Source organism: Rhodohalobacter sp., from assembly GCF_041686455.1.
Taxonomy (GTDB): Bacteria; Bacteroidota; Rhodothermia; order Balneolales; family Balneolaceae; genus Rhodohalobacter.
This window is the reverse complement of the sequence record NZ_JAWLDW010000007.1, coordinates 4,809-24,050: the sequence shown is the minus strand read 5'-3', so window position 1 is coordinate 24,050 and position 19,242 is coordinate 4,809. Positions and strand designations below refer to the sequence as shown.

17 protein-coding genes are annotated in these 19,242 nt (G+C 42.2%); 11 read left to right on the top strand and 6 right to left on the bottom strand.

The annotated features are described in order from the left end of the window. The 4 genes from ACESM0_RS01870 to ACESM0_RS01855 all read right to left on the bottom strand — a co-directional run. The coding region (locus ACESM0_RS01870; protein ID WP_372903082.1) for an RsmD family RNA methyltransferase at positions 1–207 on the bottom strand (207 nt) is incomplete at its 3' end. Continuing rightward, a complete protein-coding gene (locus ACESM0_RS01865) occupies positions 204–1,091 on the bottom strand; it encodes a hypothetical protein (RefSeq protein WP_372903080.1) in 888 nt (295 codons plus the stop codon). The genes ACESM0_RS01865 and ACESM0_RS01870, both read right to left, overlap by 4 nt. 1 nt (position 1,092) lies before the next feature. After that, the gene (locus ACESM0_RS01860; RefSeq protein WP_372903078.1) at positions 1,093–1,569 is read right to left on the bottom strand and encodes a hypothetical protein; all 477 of its coding nucleotides are present in this window, start codon (positions 1,567–1,569) and stop codon (positions 1,093–1,095) included. Between the two features lie 124 nt (positions 1,570–1,693). After that, on the bottom strand, positions 1,694–2,359 hold the full coding sequence (locus ACESM0_RS01855; protein ID WP_372903076.1) for a thiopurine S-methyltransferase: 666 nt from the start codon (positions 2,357–2,359) through the stop codon (positions 1,694–1,696). 73 nt (positions 2,360–2,432) lie between these two features. Here ACESM0_RS01855 and ACESM0_RS01850 point away from each other — a divergent pair, with 73 nt between their 5' ends. Both ACESM0_RS01850 and ACESM0_RS01845 read left to right on the top strand, forming a co-directional pair. Continuing rightward, complete coding sequence (locus ACESM0_RS01850; RefSeq protein WP_372903074.1) at positions 2,433–3,743, top strand: MATE family efflux transporter; 1,311 nt, start codon at positions 2,433–2,435, stop codon at positions 3,741–3,743. A gap of 65 nt (positions 3,744–3,808) precedes the next feature. Continuing rightward, positions 3,809–4,306 (top strand): SixA phosphatase family protein, encoded by a 498-nt coding sequence (locus ACESM0_RS01845; RefSeq protein WP_372903072.1) that lies wholly within the window; start codon positions 3,809–3,811, stop codon positions 4,304–4,306. Here ACESM0_RS01845 and ACESM0_RS01840 read toward each other — a convergent pair. Further along, the gene (locus ACESM0_RS01840; protein WP_372903070.1) at positions 4,303–6,528 is read right to left on the bottom strand and encodes a S46 family peptidase; all 2,226 of its coding nucleotides are present in this window, start codon (positions 6,526–6,528) and stop codon (positions 4,303–4,305) included. The two genes, ACESM0_RS01845 and ACESM0_RS01840, sit on opposite strands and share 4 nt — an antisense overlap. Before the next feature lie 111 nt (positions 6,529–6,639). Here ACESM0_RS01840 and ACESM0_RS01835 point away from each other — a divergent pair, with 111 nt between their 5' ends. From ACESM0_RS01835 to ACESM0_RS01815, 5 genes are all read left to right on the top strand, one after another. Further along, positions 6,640–6,990 carry a hypothetical protein gene (locus ACESM0_RS01835; RefSeq protein WP_372903068.1) on the top strand — a complete coding sequence of 117 codons (351 nt, stop codon included), beginning with the start codon at positions 6,640–6,642 and terminating at the stop codon, positions 6,988–6,990. 143 nt (positions 6,991–7,133) lie between these two features. Continuing rightward, on the top strand, positions 7,134–7,637 hold the full coding sequence (locus ACESM0_RS01830; RefSeq protein WP_372903066.1) for a Dps family protein: 504 nt from the start codon (positions 7,134–7,136) through the stop codon (positions 7,635–7,637). 153 nt (positions 7,638–7,790) lie between these two features. Beyond that, a complete protein-coding gene (locus tag ACESM0_RS01825) occupies positions 7,791–8,612 on the top strand; it encodes a mechanosensitive ion channel family protein (RefSeq protein ID WP_372903064.1) in 822 nt (273 codons plus the stop codon). Between the two features lie 191 nt (positions 8,613–8,803). Next, positions 8,804–11,005, top strand: coding sequence for a DUF349 domain-containing protein (locus ACESM0_RS01820; protein ID WP_372903062.1), 2,202 nt, complete (start codon positions 8,804–8,806; stop codon positions 11,003–11,005). 207 nt (positions 11,006–11,212) lie between these two features. After that, entirely contained in the window at positions 11,213–12,340 is a 1,128-nt protein-coding gene (locus tag ACESM0_RS01815) for an MBL fold metallo-hydrolase (protein ID WP_372903060.1), read from the top strand. A 70-nt stretch (positions 12,341–12,410) separates the two neighbouring features. Here the strand turns inward: ACESM0_RS01815 and ACESM0_RS01810 are convergent, their stop codons facing one another. Then, complete coding sequence (locus tag ACESM0_RS01810; protein ID WP_372903059.1) at positions 12,411–12,875, bottom strand: hypothetical protein; 465 nt, start codon at positions 12,873–12,875, stop codon at positions 12,411–12,413. A gap of 171 nt (positions 12,876–13,046) precedes the next feature. Here ACESM0_RS01810 and ACESM0_RS01805 point away from each other — a divergent pair, with 171 nt between their 5' ends. The 4 genes from ACESM0_RS01805 to ACESM0_RS01790 all read left to right on the top strand — a co-directional run bounded on the left by ACESM0_RS01805 (position 13,047) and on the right by ACESM0_RS01790 (position 19,091). Beyond that, positions 13,047–13,643: a TIGR04282 family arsenosugar biosynthesis glycosyltransferase gene (locus ACESM0_RS01805; protein ID WP_372903057.1), complete on the top strand. Its 597-nt coding sequence runs from the start codon at positions 13,047–13,049 to the stop codon at positions 13,641–13,643. Further along, complete coding sequence (locus ACESM0_RS01800; protein ID WP_372903055.1) at positions 13,640–14,335, top strand: TIGR04283 family arsenosugar biosynthesis glycosyltransferase; 696 nt, start codon at positions 13,640–13,642, stop codon at positions 14,333–14,335. The genes ACESM0_RS01805 and ACESM0_RS01800 overlap by 4 nt, the downstream gene beginning before the upstream one ends. A gap of 206 nt (positions 14,336–14,541) precedes the next feature. After that, positions 14,542–17,754, top strand: coding sequence for a carboxypeptidase regulatory-like domain-containing protein (locus tag ACESM0_RS01795; RefSeq protein ID WP_372903053.1), 3,213 nt, complete (start codon positions 14,542–14,544; stop codon positions 17,752–17,754). 83 nt (positions 17,755–17,837) lie between these two features. Beyond that, positions 17,838–19,091, top strand: a complete 1,254-nt coding sequence (locus tag ACESM0_RS01790; RefSeq protein ID WP_372903051.1) for an ectonucleotide pyrophosphatase/phosphodiesterase — start codon at positions 17,838–17,840, stop codon at positions 19,089–19,091. Positions 19,092–19,242: the final 151 nt, after the last annotated feature.

The following is a 19,242-nucleotide window of genomic DNA, read 5'->3' as shown; positions in this document are numbered from 1 at the left end:
TACATTTTCTGCACCGCGGGAAATAGCTTCAAATCCGAGATTGCCGCTGCCGGCAAACAGATCTAATACCCGTGTATTGTCTAAATATGTTCTGGCGGCAATTACGGAGAAAATCCCCTCTTTTGTGCGGTCGGATGTAGGTCGTAAAAGGTCAGTGTTGGGAACCGGTATTTTTCTTCCTTTAAGTTTGCCTGTGATAACTCTCATGAGGACGGTTCTTCAATTTCTGCGTCTTTGTTTAGACTCATCATTATTGCAGGATATGCGCTCTCTAGCTTAAATCCATACGTCTTCTCTTCTGCGTCAACACTCATAACCTGCAAATTGTTCATAATTTCGATGGCTCCGGTATCGTCCCAAAAAGATCTCAAGGCTTGAATGACAGAATGACTATTCTGGCCGTAAGCGTAGATCGTATCGTGAAAGCCGTTCATCCAGCTGAGTTTATCAGCGTAAAGGCTCCACATGTATGGCAGGTCGGCGGTATCTTCATAACCGATATAGGTGCAACCGCGAAGCTTTCCCAAAATAAAGGATGCAACAGAGAGATAATTTTTTTGGCAGTATACTTGTAGAAATGAGCCGTTAACTCCGCTGTGTGTCTGCCAGTCGGCACCAATTTCGAATTCGGCAACATATTCCGAATCGGTGAATTTCCCCAAAAGATAGTTGAATCCCTGCATGGTTTCGCGATTTCTAAGCAAAAGCAGCTTATAGTCAGCGTTGCTTACGGGAATCCAAGTAGTTTCAATATTACTTCGACTAATTCCGTGCATCAGCAGTGAGATATGGGCCTCTCTTTCTGCAGAGTCTTCATAAACAGAGCGGGGGACAATTGTCCAGCACTCTTCAGTGGAGGGAGAAAGTATTTTAACGGAAGTGCAGCCGTATTTCTCTTTTAGGTTTTCGAGAGAGGTTTTGAGAGCGGGGAATGCCTTTTCATCCCCCGTTATAATGGCATTTTTTACATCGAAGTTGAAATCAATGCTGCCTATATGCTTTAGATAGTTCTCTTTGGCAGGGTCATTAACCGAATAAAATAAATGATTGTCGGTATATGAAACCCCGAGACAAGAACCACCAACTGTCATATTAATTCCAGTTTGGTGCGTTTAGCAAAGTTGTTCGCTGAAGATCACCAATTTTATCGCCGGTACCCGGGTTTTCAAGCAGATAAAGTCTCGGACGGATGGTATCGTTTAATGTATATTCAAATTCGTTGTGCGGAGCTCTTGGTGATAATACAAGAGAATCTGCGTCATAACTGCTTGGCGGCATGAATGCAAAGAGCGAATCGGCCCGTTCGACGACAAATTCGTCCGTTTTAACAAATTGTACAAGACTGTCGAGGCCACCGTCGGTAGGAGGGAAATTTCCTCTTCTGTTTCTATACTGTACCAAAGCATCGCGAACCAACTCCATGCGGTGGCGTTCACGTTCTACCATTTCTCGTTCTTCGATAACCTCTTGGTATGGATCAACAATGGACCTGTATAGGAAGTAAGACAGGAGAATGATGAGTATGCCAAGAATAACTGTTAAAATATTATTGCGCGTATATAAATCCATGTGAGAAAATGTGTTGGTTTACGATATGGGATAAATTGCGAATCAGAAAATAATTGCAGGTAATTTGATATGCAACCTTCTTATTCTATTAAAAGCTAATCTTAACAAATATTGAACGTTTTCTTCAAATTTTAGATGTAAAAAGAATAAATCTTTCCATAAGTCCGCTTTTTAATCCCCGATATTTAAATTTTATGAACCGATTTAGGTCAAGTTCGTTTTTTTCGAGAATTTCAGCTTTAAACTTATCTCTAAAATATGCATTTAACTCCTGATCAGAAACACTAAATGGCGGTCCCGGCATCTCATCCTGATTATAGGTGAAGTGGTGCAGCATAATAAAAGTGGAATCAGAACAGAGGGAAAGTAATTTTTCTGCATATTCCGGCCGTTTTTCAGGGGGAAGTGCAACAAGTGCTGCCTTATCGTAAATCAAGTCGATTGCCGGAAGCTTGTGCGCCGGCAGTTTCATAAAATCACCGCACCAAAGGGTAATTGAGTCGGTTTTAAAGATTTTAAAGTCTGCAAATGAGCTTTCAGTTGCGTTGAGATTTTGTTCATGTAGAAACTCCTTGATCGCTTTTTCAGAGATCTCTATCCCTACAACTTTGTTAAAATGATGGGTAAGGGTAATCAGATCACGACTCTTGCCACATAGCGGAACAAGAGCGGTCTGTTGTTTTGGAAATGAGATATTGGCTAAGTGTTGTTCGAGGGACGGGTAGCCGTCAGCCATGTGAAATCCAATCTTGTTTTTTCGCCACCGGCTCAACCAGTAACTGAGTTCCATATCCGGGTTTCTTTCCTTGAAATTAAACGATAGCTTTGCATGCTTGTGAAGCTGCTAATGTAACCAACTTTTTGTGAACAAAAACATACTTAAGCTGGCTATACCCAATATCATCAGCAACCTGTCGGTGCCGTTGTTGGGAGTTGTGGATACTGCACTTGTAGGACATCTTGACCAGGTTTACTATCTGGGCGCACTGGCTGTAGGCGGGATGATCTTTAACTTTCTTTTCTGGGGTTTTGGTTTTCTGCGCATGGGAACTACCGGTTTAACCGCACAGGAATATGGCGGAAGAAATCGCGAGGGTATGATGATGATTTTGGCCCGGGTTCAGCTTATTGCCTGGTCGATGGGTTTGCTCATCATATTAATGCAGTCGCCCATAGCGCTATTCAGTTTGTGGGTTATCGACAGCAGTGCCGAAGTTGCAAACTTCACGAAAGTCTACTTCGATATTCGTATTTACACGGCACCGGCCGTACTTGCTCTTTACGGTCTGAACGGATGGTTTCTGGGAATGCAGAATGCGAAATACCCGATGATTGTCACAATTGTTCACAATCTGCTGAATATCGTCCTGAATATTTTCTTCATTCAGGTACTGGATATGCACGTTGATGGGGTGGCATATGGAACTCTGATTTCCACCTACATGGCTCTCGGTCTGGCCGTTTTTCTCTATCTGAAACGTTACAAACGATACCTCTCCCATTTTATCAGAGCAGAGCTGTTTAATCCTGATGAGCTGAAGCGGTATTTTTCGGTGAACCGGGATATTTTCATTCGTACACTTTGTCTGATATTTACGTTTTCTTTTTTTACGGCGATGTCGGCCAAGCAGGGTGATCTGGTTCTGGCAGCAAACACAATTTTGCTTCAGTTGTGGATGGTTGCATCTTATGGGATTGACGGATTTGCGTATGCGGCAGAGAGTCTGATCGGTAAATATAAAGGACGTGGTGACCAGGAAGGTTTGAAAAAAGCTGTTTTTTTAAATTTAGGCTGGGGGCTTGTGCTCGGTGTGATCGGTTCGATGGCATACGGTATTTTTGGTGATGCAATACTTCGAATTTTTACCAACAACACAGAAGTTATTGAACTTGCAAAAGTGGTGTTCTTTTGGACCGTAATGGCTCCTACAGTCTCAAGCTTCTGTTATATTTTAGATGGGGTTTTTATCGGTGCAACGGAAACAGCTCCGATGAGAAATACCATGCTGGCAGCGACATTTCTTTTCTTTTTGCCGGCCTATTATATTGGTACAGAGCTAATATCCATTCACGGTCTATGGTTGGCTATGGTGTTGTTTATGCTGGTGAGAGGAGCGGCATTGATGCTCTATTTACCGGGTAGAATTTTGAATAAGCTACCCGATAGAGCCTGATATGAAATAGTGGATAATCAAATATTGTATTTTAACTGGATGAACCCAAAGAAAAGGAGATAAGAGTGAAGAAGAAAATTTTGATCATGAGACATGCGAAATCATCCTGGAGTGATGAAAAATTAAAGGACTTCGATCGTCCGCTTAACGCAAGAGGGAAAAAAGATGCACCCAAAATGGGTCGCTATCTGAAGGAATTGGGTATAACACCGGATCAGATATTCAGTTCTCCTGCTGAACGTGCAAAAATGACGACACTCGCCGTAGCAAAAGAACTGGGTCTGAATTCAGACGATATTCACTGGGACGAAGAGCTCTATTTTGGAGATCCAATGGCGTACCTCAACGCAATACGTTCAACGGAACAGGATAGCAATGTAGTAATGACGGTAGGGCATAATCCTATGTCTGCAGAGATTATGAGCGCACTGTCATTTCAGAGTTTTACTCATCAAGTACCAACAGCATGCCTGGCCTGTTTTGAGGCGGATGTTGAGAACTGGAAGGATGTCAAACAGAGTGGCTGCAAGCTTCTGTGGATAGTGTCGCCCAAAGATATTTAGTTCGATCGGATTTGAAGCTCATCCAGGAGTCTGGCTGTCTTGTCGATCTCTTCCATCATAAAAAGAATAAATCCGATATCCAGGCTGATGGTACGGCTCAATTCGGGTATGAAAAAGTAATCACTGACAATTCCTTCAATATTTCCGTCGAAAGCGAGCCCGATAATCTCACCGTTAGCGTTCAAGACAGGGCTTCCTGAATTTCCGCCGGTAATATCGTTTGTTGAAAGAAAATTAAGAGGCAGTTCGCCTGAATAGTTACCGTAACCGTTAAAATCTTCAATAAATGTTGAATCGGGACTGTAGTTTAAAAGTTTATCGGGAACCAAAAACGGATACGAATTTTGGTTTTTCTGGAACATTCCACTCAGGGTGGTAAATGGCAGGTTGTAGACTCCATCTTGCGGTTGATAACCCATAACTTCGCCGGCACTTAGCCGAAGCGTAAAGTTTGCATCGGCAGGATGCACTTTACCGGGGTCCATCTCCAAAATTCCCTCTACATACCTTTTTTGCGCAGGTTGTAAGTAAGTGAAGTGACGAAGATAATTATCACGGCTCTGCTCAAACATTTCCCTCACATCATCGGCAATCAGATAAAGACTGTCCGGCACTTGGTCTCGGTCGGGTTCGTATTCTGAAAAGATCAGGTTTCTGGCAGATGTTGTATCGGTGAGTATGGAGCTGCCGAATTGCCTGTCCAGAAACTGTTGCAATTTAACTTTTAGTTGAGAAGTTTCGGTTTCATCAAAGAAACGATAGAAAACAAGGGGACGCCTCTCATCAGGCAGTTCTGCAAAGGCGAACAGAAAATCTCTTAAGATTGTGTATTCAGACTCATGATGGTAAGATTGATGCAATTGGCGAAAGTAGTCGTACGTCATCAGCTTCTCTTCTTCAGAGAGCTCTAAGCTTTCTCCATCTTCCATATCATAAAAATCATCAAACAGGGAAGAGGATTGTAAAACAGTACTGTACTGAAGTGCGTAAAACGTGAGGTATAGAACATCACCGGTTTGGTCTGCTATGGAATAACTCTGTTCGAGTTGCGGCAGAACACGCCCATATTTTATTTCACGAAGCGAATCTGCCGAAACCCACTCATCAAATCGCTGGTCAAAGTTACGTTTCTGATTTGTAACATCATGTTTTTCGAAGCCATCACGGATGCCTTCATAATATTTTAGTGTATTTGCAATAGAGGCTTTTTCCGCAGTGTTGAGCTCATTTGCAGGTGACTTTTCAAGGCCATTTAAATAGGCACGAAAAGCTTTCTGTAAAACCGGAAATTGGCGTTTTTCATAAAAATCAAAAGCGTAACTGCTTTCCTTTCTGTAGGTTGTGCCGGGGAAGCCGAGCGTCATTGTGAAATCCCCGGGATTCAGAATAGAATCTCTGATCGGCAGTGAGTAATCCGGCTGAAAAGGGACATTTTGCGGTTGATAATCAGATGAGCCGCCATTTTCATCAACATAAGCACGAAAAAAAGCATAGTCTCCGGTGTGTCTTGGCCACATCCAATTGTCTATATCGCCACCGAATTTACCAATGGACTCTTCAGGAGCATAGACCAATCGAATATCCCGAATTACTCTGTATGTAGAGAGAAGCTGTCTGTTTCCACCAAAAATATCGACTATGTCGGCGATCAGATCCGGGCTTTCGCCAACGTATTCCTCGATGATTTGCTGTTTTATTTCTTCCTGTTCCGAAAGTATTTCCTGAAAGCTGAGGTTGTCAGAAAGTCTTTGCTCTATTTTATTTGTCACATCAATTTGTTCCAGCGGAATATAAACCGAGTGTCCCGGAATAGGTATTTCGGTTTCGATATTGTCCGCGTAGAACCCATTTTCGAGGAAATTCTCCTCTCTGCCAACGGCTGTGGCAATTGCGTCGTAGGCTACATGATGATTTGTAAGGATGAGTCCCTCATCAGAAACGAAAGAGCCGGTTCCTCCACCTTCTTCTCCGATATTGATGCGAACAACCGCTTTGTGGATGGAAGATGATTCCGGATTGTAAATCTCATCAACTGAAAGTTGCAGGCCACGCCGGTTGAGTAACTGATACAGTTCACTGTCAAGCTGTGATATCAGCCACATTCCGGAATGATCGGGGGAGGCGGGCGGAAAAGTTTCTTCAGGCGATAGTTGTTCTTGTGTTGCACAAGAGCTGGCGAGAAGTGCGAAAATGAGTAAGAAGCCGAAAAACGTTGATTTCATATCCCCGAAAATAGATTGTTGATTCTGACCTGCAGCTATGGCTATACTTAGGCAGATTTGTGATACAAATATTGTATATTCGTTTAAAATAAAAAGATATCAGACAATCAGATGATCTATAAGCAAAAATTTTACTACCTCTGCAAAACACCTCTTAGCGCTGAAGGCCCTGAGGATGTTGAAGTTGTGGATCGGGCAGATAATAACGATCAATTTCCGGCACTTTTTCAAAAATACGAAGAGCTGCGTTCTCACGCTTTTAATGACGAGAATATTTACAGTATTGTTCGTGCTGATGATATTTACGACCTGCTAAGAACAGGCACGGAAAAAGAAGCAAAAGAGATGGCTTACGATAGAGCCGAATCTGAGATTATCACAAACTTGCAGCACCGAGTTATGCAGGGAAGCGATAAAAATGCAAAAGCTATTCTAAAAGAAGTGCATCAGATCGATGCTTGATGTAACTGTTTCTTCGTATACATTCTTTCCTTTTTTCTGACGATTTAGATCGGTTCTAAGTTCGATTGCTGCTGGAATGATATCAGGTTTTTACTTGTGTTATAAATGAATGAGCAAACTCGAATAAATATCGATATATAATTATGTCTGATATCAACACGCTAAACGGCACAGAAAAAATGAATATTAATATTGGCATTTCGGACGATCATAGAAAAAAGATTGCTGAAGGTTTGTCAAGAGTATTAGCCGACAGCTATATGGTCTACCTGAAAACTCACAACTATCACTGGAATGTGACAGGTCAGCTGTTTCACTCTCTGCACGAGATGTTTGAAGAGCAGTATACTGAGTTGGCGGAAGCGATCGACGAAATAGCAGAAAGAATTCGTTCAATAGGCTACAGAGCACCGGGGTCGTTCCGCGAATTTATTGAGATAACATCCATTGAAGAGGATACGGATCAGCCCGACGCAATGGAGATGGTAAGACGTCTCGCTGTTGACAATGAAGCGGTTCTTAGAACTGCCAGAGAAGTTTTACCGGCATGCGAGGAAGCCGGTGATGAAGCAACAATCGACCTGATAACAGAGCGATTGGATGTTCATTCAAAAACTGCCTGGATGCTGAGAAGTCACCTCGAATAATATTAATTTTTTAAAAAAAGCCGGCTCTGCAGATGCGGGGCCGGTTTTTTTTATGTAACATACTGACTCCATAAGAGATAGACCAAATAACTTAGAATAGAAATTCTTTCTAAAACAAAGCAAACGTTAATAAAACAACATAGAGCATAAAATATGGAGAATCTGGAAGGACAATTAGAAGAGCTGACACCCATGATTTTAGAGCATGGTTTAAGTGTGATAGGGGCGATCGTAATTCTGTTGATCGGTTGGTGGCTGGCCGGATGGGCGAAAAGGAAAGTAATGAAAAGGGGGAAGGCCGCTGATGGAGTAGATAATACCCTGGTTCCGATCCTTGGACAAACCACAAAGATTTTAATTTTAGTAGTAACCTTGCTGGCAGTGCTTGGTCAGTTTGGAGTAGAAACCACTAGTATTGTAGCCGTTCTTGGTGCTTCTGCATTAGCCGTTGGTTTAGCTTTGCAGGGAACACTCAGTAATATAGCAGCCGGAGTGATGCTTCTGATTTTACGTCCGTTTAAAGTAGGTGATGCCGTGGAAATAGGAGGAACAACCGGTGTTGTGGATGAGATCGGACTATTTACTACGGAATTGCATACATTCGATAATATAGGTGTTATCATGCCTAATTCAGAAGTCTGGGGAACAGAGATTAAGAATATGAACCGGTTTGAGAAACGCCGTGTTGATATGGTTTTTGGAATTGATTACAGCGATGATATGGATAAGGCAATAGAAATTATTAAGAAAGTATTGAGTGAAGATGATCGGATTCTTTCCGATCCGCCTCCTCAGGTTGCTGTATCAAATTTAGGTGATAGTTCGGTTGATATTATAACGCGCCCATGGGTGGATACACCAAATGTGTGGCCCGTTCGCTTTGATATTACTAAGAAAATGAAAGAACAGTTTGACGCAAATGATATCAGCTTTCCCTTTCCTCAAAGAGACGTGCATTTATTTAAGGAAAACTGATTTAATAACTTCAGTTAATTGTTTTAAGAAGCTCCGGTATTGGCCGGGGCTTTTATTGTTTATGCGTATTAATCGACGTGAGGCCCGAAAACCCAATTGAAAGTTGCTTCCATAATGAAACTTGTTTAAACTAAGAAGCTACATAAGAAGGCTTAGGGCCGTAATTTTGCAATTTAAAGATCCGATCTGTTTTGACTGATTCTAAGAATACCCAACCTGCCGACGACCAACATCTTTTCGAAAACGACTTTGTCTATGTTAATAGCGAAGGAGAAGTAATACTGAAAAAGACAAATCTATTCGAGGAGCGAACACTGGCTACAGTTGATCCGGAATCGGTTGAGAAACAGATTGAAGCTTTTGAAAAGGCTTTTTCGAAGCTTGAAGAGAAGGTTAATAATTTTCTGGAGAGCGCAGAAGAGACCGTTAAAGAGAGCCCGGATAAAGCCGATGCGAAATTGGAGGAACTGATAGATGAAATCAAGGGCGCTGAAGCCGTCGGTGATTTCGAAAAACTGGCGAATTCGGTTAAAGAACGTTTTCAAGAGTTGAAAGAGGCGGCAATTACACCGGAAGAGGAAGAAAAGGAAAGTGAAGCTGAAGAAAAACCTTCAGCGGAAAGTGATAATGAGAGTGAGGATGAAGAAGCACAAGAAGAGAGCGAAGAGACTATAGACTCCGAAGTTGATGATAGTGAAGAGACAGAAGACTCTGAAGATGAAGACGAGCCGCTTGGTTACTACAAAGAGCTTGAGAAAAAAGCGGAAGAGTTGATGGATATGACAGACTGGGCATATGTATCCATGGAGTTTGATAACATTGACAATGCGTGGAGCGAAGGCCCGGATTCTGAAAACGAAGACATCAAACCGTTGAAGGACAATATTGATAAACTGCGCGAGGATTTTGAGGAGAAAAAACAGGCTCATTACGAAGAGAAAAAGAGAAGACGTCTCGAAAACCTGGAGAAGAAAAAAGAATTACTGAGCCAATTAAAGCAGATTGTTGACGAGAAAAAGTGGAGCCATACAAGAGAAGTGGGGAGAATTAAAGGACGCTGGGAGCAGGTGAAATCAGTTCCCGAAGATGAGACCGAAAAGCTGGAATCTAAATTTGAATCTCTGCTCAGTACCTTTGATGAGCATAAGGTTGACCGTCTTGTAAAGCAGAAGCAAAAAGAGGAGGACAACTTAACCGGTAAACTGGTTATTCTCGAGAAAATGGAAGGGTTCGTAAGCGGGCTGGATGAATCTGCCGACTGGCCGGAGCAGGAGAAGCAGTTTGACGAGTTGACCAAACAGTTTAGAAAAATTGGCCGTGTTCCCTCCGAGAAAAACCGTGAGGTATGGGCGCGATACCACTCTGCGCAGGATACTTTTCACTCCATGCGCTTTAAGTACGACAAAAAATACAGGGATCAGATTGAAAAATTCCTGTCTAAAAAGAAAAAGCTGATTGATGAAGCTGAAGCCCTTCTGGATGCGGACGACCTGGCCGACGCAGCTCGCCGGGTAAATAAACTGCACCGCCGATGGAAGAAAGTTGGCAACCTTCCGCAAAAGGATGAGAATGAAATGTGGGATCGGTTCAAGGCGGCTACGGATGCTTTCAATGATAAAAAATCTGAAAACCTCGACGTTTTAAGAGAGCAGGAAGAGGAGAACTATGAAGAGAAACTGAAGATTGTTGAGAAAGCCAATGAGCTGAAAGATTCTGAAGATTGGGAAGCTACTCATAAAGCTCTTCAGGGTTTAATGAATAAATGGAAAAAAGTTGGGCCGGTACCCAAGAAGAAGTCAGGTAAGATCTGGAAGAAGTTTAAAGGGGCGATGGATCATTTTTATGACAGGCGCCGTGATCATTTCAAAGAGGTGAAAGAAGAGAGAAAAGATAACCTCAAAGAGAAAGAAGAGGTGTTGGAGCAGCTTGCGGAATTGAAATCTCATGACGATCCGATTGAAGCTGTTGAAAAAGCAAAACCTCTGCAGGAAGAGTTTAAAAAAGCCGGGTATGTGCCAATAAAGCACAAAAACCGCTTATGGAAAGAGTATCGCGAAACCTGTGATGTTATTTATGATCGTTTCAGAGCTGCTAAAGCAGCAGTTGATGTAGTTGGCCGTGAGAACGTAGAAAACTTTTCAGCCGATGACATTGCTGATATCCGCAAGAAACAAAGTGAAATTAACAAGCTCAGAAAAGAGGTTGGAAGGCTTACCGGCGAAGTTCTTCAAATGAAAGAGTCGTTAAGTTATTTTAAGCCTTCAGGCGGTTCAAGCAGTTTACTGGATGATGTGAAGGAAAAGATCAGTAAAGCCGAAAATAAGCTTGAGAGCAAAGAAGATAAACTTGCAGATCTGGAGAAGGAGGTAGACCAGATTAAAAAAGACTCATAGCAGCTCTCAAAAATATCCAATACATTTAAAATCGTACTCTGATGTAAAATTAAGATTGGATATTCCCATTATACTCTGAAAAATCTACATACAAATATCGCTCAAATTCTTGCAGCAAAAACAGCCGAAGGAAACCTGCGGGAGTGGCTGGATCAGCTCGAGATAGAACTTTTCTCCTCAGCTACTGATTCGGAAGCGGATAAGGATTTGGGTGCACGCCAGCCTGATGTACTGATTATCGACAAATCCTTTTTGGATGAATATCACGGCCAATTTGAACAGACTGTAAAACTGCACCCCGGACTAAAATTCGTGCCTGTGATTTATTTAGGCACCCGAGACGATAAGGGAATTAGAAGCCTTGTACAGTTCAACAGTTGTGAAATTGTAAAAGATGAAGATACTCTTCTTGATGCGGTGAGCGAACTTCTGATGCCGTCTGTTCGGATTCGTTTTTGGGGTGTTCGCGGATCTACACCTTGTGCAAATTTTGAGAATATTGAGTATGGCGGAAATACCAGCTGCCTGGAGATTGCCACCCCAGGAATGGATGAACTGCTTATTTTTGACAGCGGTACCGGTATACGAAATCTCGGGAATCATTTAGAACGGCTGGATGAGATTAGCTGCAAAGGGCATATATTTATTACACATCCGCATTGGGATCACATTCAGGGATTTCCATTTTTTAAACCTTTCTACTCAAGTAAGAATAAATTTACGATTCATCTGCCGGAGCAGTATCGTGGTGGTGCCCAGGAGATATTGTCAGGCCACTTAACCAAGACGTTTTTTCCGGTAACGTTAGATATGCTGGATGCCACCATTGAGTACGTTACTCAAAAGGAGGAGCGCGTTGATTACGGTCACTACTCGATAGAATATTTTGTAGCCAATCATTCAACAAAAACAGCAATCTACAAAATAAGAATTGGCGGGCGTGTCATTGTTTATGCTTCTGATAATGAGCTGCCTCTTGAGACGACACCGATTCGATTTGTTGAAAAATTTCAGGAGTTCGTGAAGGACGCAGATGTACTTATACATGATGCACAATACACTCTTCAGCAATATAAAGAGAGAGAAGGCTGGGGGCATTCTGCATGGGAGCGTGTCATTGAAGTTGTGAAACCCACAGGTGTAAAGAATCTATATCTCACGCACCACGATCCCGATACAAATGATGCAGAATTAGGGCGTAGGGATCGTCGCCTTCAGCAGTATGTTGGGGCTCCTTTTGACAATATAAGTCTCACCCGCGAAGGTGCTGAGATCAGAATACCGGTGAAAAAGCCGGAGTCAGTTATTAAAAAAAATAAAGCCAAAGTTTCCTGATTTCGTATTTTCAAACAAAAAAGGAGAGTCTAAAAACCTCTCCTTTTTGTTTGAGTTTGATTTCCGGAACTTAAATAAAGATTCTTACACCAATACCTCCATTTACTCCAAAGCTGGTTTCCGGGATAAGATCGAATGTTGGAGCAACTTCAAAAAACATGGAAAGTCTGTTATCCGGGAACAAGTATTGAAGTCCTACAGGGATACGCGCACCAACTTTTGAATCATCAGCAAATTTTACTCGTCCACCCAGTCCATAATAAAATGCAAGGCTGCCGCTTTCTACATCCAGCCAATTGTGGCGGAGATAATCTGCGTGAAGGTGAACAGAACCATTGTCACCAAAAGACCAGGCAACACCAGCATCGAAAGCGGTTCGATCTGATTGCCACGCTTTAAAACTTATTCCTGTTGGTTCACCTAAAATTACACCTAATTCGGTATTGCTATATCTAGATTGTGCATCTAAAGTGGAAATTGCCCCGAATAGAAGAGCAAATGCCAGGGTGAGTGTCGCTAATTTTAACGTTTTCATCTGTGTAAGTATTTAATTGTGTCGGAGTAAGTTAGTTCTCTTATGTGTAGTCTTAAACAAATGATGTAATTAAAAGTTCCTAAACTAATGATAGGGTATTACGTGAATGATTATCCGAAATTGTTAATTTGGGTACATTGATCAATGTAACATAGCAACATTTGCATACTCATGACGAGAAACAGATTAATCATTTTTGTAAAAAACCCGATTGAAGGTGAGGTAAAGACAAGACTTGCCTCTTCACTTGGTGATGAAAAAGCACTGGATGTTTACCAGAAACTGTTAAAAATCACGGCCCGGGAAACTGCAAATGTAAATGCTGAGAAGCTGGTCAGTTACTCAAAATTTGTTGAAGAACGTGATAATTTCGACAAAAACATTTTTGAAAAGTCGGTTCAAAGAAAGGGTGACCTGGGAGAGAAGATGAAACATGCTTTCAGGTACGGTTTTGATGACGGGTTTAATCGAATTGTATTGATCGGCAGTGATTGCCCGGAGATATCCCAAAGTTTGATCGATAAAGCCTTTAAAGAGCTTTCTGAAGCTGATTCTGTTATAGGCCCGTCGGATGACGGAGGTTACTATTTGATAGGACTAAGCCGTTTTATTCCTCAAATATTTGATGATGTAGAGTGGAGCACCTCTTCGGTATTTTCATCCACAATTACAGCGCTGGAGGATATTGGTGCAACATATCATATACTAAAAAAACTCAATGACATCGATACGGAAAGTGACCTGAATGCAAGTAACTTACTCATATGAGTGCTGATTCAATTAGTCTGATCATTCCCGTTTTGAACGAGGAAGGTCAGATCGGGGATGTAATTCAAAAACTTTGGGATCTTCAGTCCGGGCATATAGAGGAGATTATTGTTGTAGACGGGGGAAGTGATGATCGCACCGTTGAAGTAGCGGAGTCTGCCGGCGCTGCGATTGTTCATTCTAAAAGAGGTCGGGCAAAACAGATGAATGCCGGTGCAGAAAAAGCAAGTGGAGAGCTACTCTATTTTTTACATGCCGATACCGTTCCGCCGGAATATTATGATCGTGAGATTGTAACGGCTGTGACCGGCGGATATGATTTTGGATGTTTTAGATTACAGTTCGATTGGGATCATCCGCTGTTAAATGTTTACAGCTGGTTTACACGCTTTGGGTTTACAGGGCTGAGATTCGGTGACCAAAGCTTATTTGTAACAAAAAAGGTTTTTGAAAAAGCAGGAGGATTTAACGAAAATCTGATTGTAATGGAAGATCAGGAGATTTACCGGAGACTTCATATACATGGTAAATTTTATTTGTCTGAACAGAACGTGATTACTTCTGCAAGAAAGTACAAAGAAATCGGGCCGGTTAAGCTACAATTTATGTTTTCTTTGATTTGGTTAGGATACTATACCGGGTTCAAACAAAATACACTGGTAAATTTCTACAAAAGATTCATTTTGCCTTAAATAATGCGGTAGTTGAGGTTAGCAAAAGCTTTTAAAAATACCGGTATCAAGGGGCTTCTTATTATGTTATAATATTGTAAAAACGGTTCTATTCCCGATGAAAAATCTTTACCTTTTTTTGAATTTAATAGTCGGTTAACATTGAGCTGTTATATTCCGGTTAACTACAATAAATAAAAATAACTAACACAAACATATCGCTACTTATGAAACGATATTTACTATTACTCGTCGCTCTGATTGTGCTGCCAATTTCTGTGTTCGCACAGGGTACCACATCCGGGTCGATTGAAGGAACAATTACAGATGTGACGGGTGAGCCGTTGCCGGGAGCCAACGTGGTTGCTGTGCATATGCCAACCGGAACAGAATATGGCACTTCTACACGTGCTGACGGACGATACACTCTCAGAAATGTGCGTGTTGGCGGCCCTTACGAGGTTCGTGTTACATTCATCGGGTTTAATTCTCAAATCAAAGAGATCAACAGAATTGAGCTGGGTGAACGTGTAAACTTAGATTTTGAACTGGAAGAAGGTTCATTAGAGTTGGGTGAAATTTCTGTAACAGCAGTTGCAGATCAGGTGTTTAACGCTGATCGAACAGGCGCTAGAACCAACATCAGCAGCGAAGATATTGCTGTTACTCCAAGTGTATTTCGATCTCTCGGAGACTTTACCCGACTGACACCACAAGTTACCAGTGGAAACAGTTTTGGTGGAGCGAACGACAGATATAACAATATTCTTGTTGACGGTGCAACCCTCAATGACGTGTTTGGTCTTGGCGATGCTACTCCGGGTTCTCAGGCAGGTGTTGGATCTCCGTTGAGTATCGACGCTATCGCGGAATTTAACGTAGATATCGCCCCTTTTGACGTGACCAATAACGGATTTACCGGTGGTCAGGTAAACGCGATTACTAAGAGTGGTACAAACACGTACACCGGATCTGTTTACTTCCAGACCAGAAATCAAAGTTTGGTTGGTAACTATGAGATTGACGGTGATGAATCCAATGATTTTCCTGACTTTACTGAGCGCTACATTGGCTTAAATGTTGGCGGTCCGATCATTGAAGATAAACTCTTCTTCTTTGTGAATGCTGAGTTCAAACGAGAAACCAGTCCAATTACAAGCGGTATTCTTGGAAGCGGAGCTACGAACCAGGTAAACTTTGAAGCTTCTACTTTTGATCAGATTTCAAGCATACTTCAGAATGAATACAACTATGATCCGGGAGGATACACATCACCACTGGATACAGATGAAGACAACGATAAGATTCTTGCAAAACTGGACTGGAACATCAATCAGGACCACAAGCTGAGTTTCCGTTACAACTATGTAGATGCGGTAGCAAATCGCGGAATTAGCCGTGGAACCAGCTCATTCACATTCTCAAACCGTCAGTATAATTTCAACAGCCAGCAGAACTCGGTTGTTGCAGAGCTGACCAGCAGAATCAGTGATAACGCGTTTAACGAAGCTCGTGTAGTATACACACGTATTCGTGATTCAAGAGATGTACCTTCTCAGCGATTCCCAAGTGTAACAGTAAGTATTCCTTACGATGATGACCGAAGCGGATTCGGTGCCATCAATGCGGGAGTTGAGCGTTTTTCACAGGCAAATGGTTTGGACCAGGATCTGATTGAGATTACCAACAACTTCACCTACATCTCCGGTGATCATGAACTGACATTAGGTACAAGTAACCAGATCTTCACGTTTGATAACCTGTTTGTTCAGGATGCTTTCGGTACATATACATTTTTTGATATCGATGACCTTGAAGCAGGTGACCCTGTAAGCTACCAACATAGTTACTTGCTGGAAGGAGGAAGCCCGACTGCAAACTTTACAGGTATGCAGTTTGGATTGTATGCTCAGGACAAGTGGACTGTAAACAACTCCCTTACGTTCACTTACGGTTTAAGAATTGATATTCCTGTACTGCCTGATGAGCCTACGTTTAACCCTCTTGTTCCAACAGCATTTCCGGGTTTCTCAACCGATAGGGTTGCTTCCGGAAATATTCTTTGGGCACCCCGAGTTGGATTTAACTGGGACGCCAGTCAGGGACAGAGAACCACACAAATTCGTGGTGGAGCGGGTATCTTTTCCGGTACACCTCCGTTTGTATGGATCTCCAACCAATACAGCAACACAGGTGTGGATTACGGCCGTGTTGATACCGGAACGAACTTTGGAAGATTTGATGGACTATTCTCTCCGGATCCCGATAACCAGCCAACACCTGCTACCAGCAATGTTCTGGACCCGATTGAAACATCTGAGATTAACCTGATTACTGATGACTTTAAATATCCTCAGTCATTGAAAGTGAATCTCGCTGTTGACCAAGAACTGCCATTTGGCATCCGTGGTACACTTGAAGGGGTTTACTCCAAAGCAATAAATGATGTAGTCTTCACAAACATCAACCTGGTACAGGAAGGAACATCGGCTTACGGTCGTCCAATCTACGGTGACATTTTCTTTAATTCTCGGTTTGGAAATGCATCTGGTAATCCATCCAGAATGGATCCTAACTTCACCAATGCAATTCTGCTTGAGAATACTGACAAAGGCTACCAATACAGCATTACCGGTGAGTTGGAAAAACGTTTCCAGAGCGGGTTGTTTACACGGTTGTCTTATACCTATAACCGTGCAACGAACGTAAATAACGGGTCATCTAGTCGCGCGATTTCAAACTGGCAGTTTAACGAGAACGTGGATGTGAATAACGCCGGCGTAGGAACAGCCGATTTTGAGCGACGCCACAGAATTCTCGGTATTGCATCATACAGATTTGACTGGGCCGATAGATTTGCTACGACCTTCTCTCTGATTTATGATGGACGCTCAGGTTCTCCATACAGTTATATTTATAACGGCGATGCAAATGGTGACGGTCAATTTCAAAATGACTTAATCTACGTTCCTGAATCTCAAGGTGAAGTAGTACTGATGAGCAATAACTGGAATGAGTTTGATGAATTTATTTCCAGCAATGACGCGCTTAGTGATTACAGAGGTGGTCATGTAGAACGTAATACTGATCGTGAAGAGTGGACAAACTTCCTCGATTTCAAATTAAGTCAGCAGGTTCAGACCTTCAGCGGTCAGTCTGTTGAGTTTAGCGCAACAATGCTGAACGTACTTAACTTCCTGAATCCTGAGTGGGGTGTACGTCAAGGCGTTAGCTTTAACAACCACCCAGCTGTTGATTTCTGGCAGTATGTAGACCAAGACTTCATCGATGACAATCCTGGCTTAGGTCTTACAAATGCAGATTTGGATAAGCCGGTTGTATTCTTTGATCCTGCTGAACAAGAAGACGAAAACAAGTTCAATGTCAGCGACTTCGGTTCAAGATGGCAAATGCAGTTTACGGTTAGATACAACTTCTAATACTGACTGTAGACAAAAATTTAAAGAGGAGGCCGTTCGCGGTCTCCTCTTTTTTTATATGTACCCTATTCTAAATTAATATTATGCGGAACAGATTTAAACTTAGATTACTGCTAATTGCTTTAATGGCATGTCTGCCAATTTTATATTCTTGCGGCAGTGAGCAAACCCGTGAGTCTGAAGTCCCAAAACTGCTGTTGGTCTCCATTGATGGATTTCACCCGGATTATATCGATACCTATGAAACTCCAAATATCGATCGGCTGACTGAAACCGGAGTTCTGGCAGACTACATGGTTCCGGTATTCCCAACCAAGACTTTTCCAAATCACTACTCCATCGCAACGGGGCTTTATACTGAAAACAGCGGTCTGATTGCCAACAATATGGTTGATGAAAATATAAATGCTTCATACAGTCTGGGAAATAGGGAAGCGGTTCAGGATGCCCGCTGGTATGAGGGGGAACCGATCTGGGTAACGGCTGAAAATCAGGGACTTAAAACCGCGCCTATGTTTTGGCCCGGATCTGAAGCCCCCATAGGTGGTAGCTATCCGACCTACTCGTATCCATACGACGACGATCTTCCCTACAGCACACGGGTGGATTCTGTTATCCATTGGATGACCTTGGATCAGGAACTGTCACCCGATTTTATGACGCTCTATTTTAGCAAAGTGGACACATATGGACATTGGTATGGACCGAACTCTGATTCAACTGCCGCCGCAGTCCTGGAGGTTGATGAACAGCTTGGATATTTGATTGATGAGCTTGAACGAATCGGACAAAAAGATAGACTAAATATTCTGGTGATATCTGACCATGGCATGGCTGAAGTATCTGACGATCGTGTCATCTTGCTTGACCAGATCATCGACTTAGAAAGAGTGGATGTGATAGACTGGAATCCGGTTGCGATGATCAATCCGAAAAATGAAACTGACAAAGAAGTGATTTACAATCAGTTTAAATCAAATGAAGAGAATTTTAGAGTGTACAAAAAAGAGGATTTACCTAAAAGGTATCACTTTAAAAATCATCCCCGGGTACCGGAAATTATTTTAATTGCTGATTTAGGTTATAGTATAACGACGTCAGAAAGGCTGGCCACAAACGGCATTTCAGGAGGCGCTCACGGCTACGACAATGAACATCCGGAAATGCGTAGCTTTTTCCTGGCAAATGGCCCATCGTTCAGGCGGGGAGAGCGAACTCAGGGCTTTCAAAATATTCACCTTTATGAATTGATGAATCATTTGTTAAATCTTGAACCGGCCCCAAACGACGGGAGTGTTGATTCATTATTTCATATATTAAAACCTCAATTTGAATGAAAGTCTCCCCTAAGAAGGGGCTCCGAGCGTTAGCGACACGTGAAACGAAATTTAGAGGGGTGTCTCTCTGATTTCTCAAGAAACTGTAAAAAATCTCTCTATTTTCCTCTTTTATAAAGACTTTAATCTATATGAATCAGTAATCGTACTC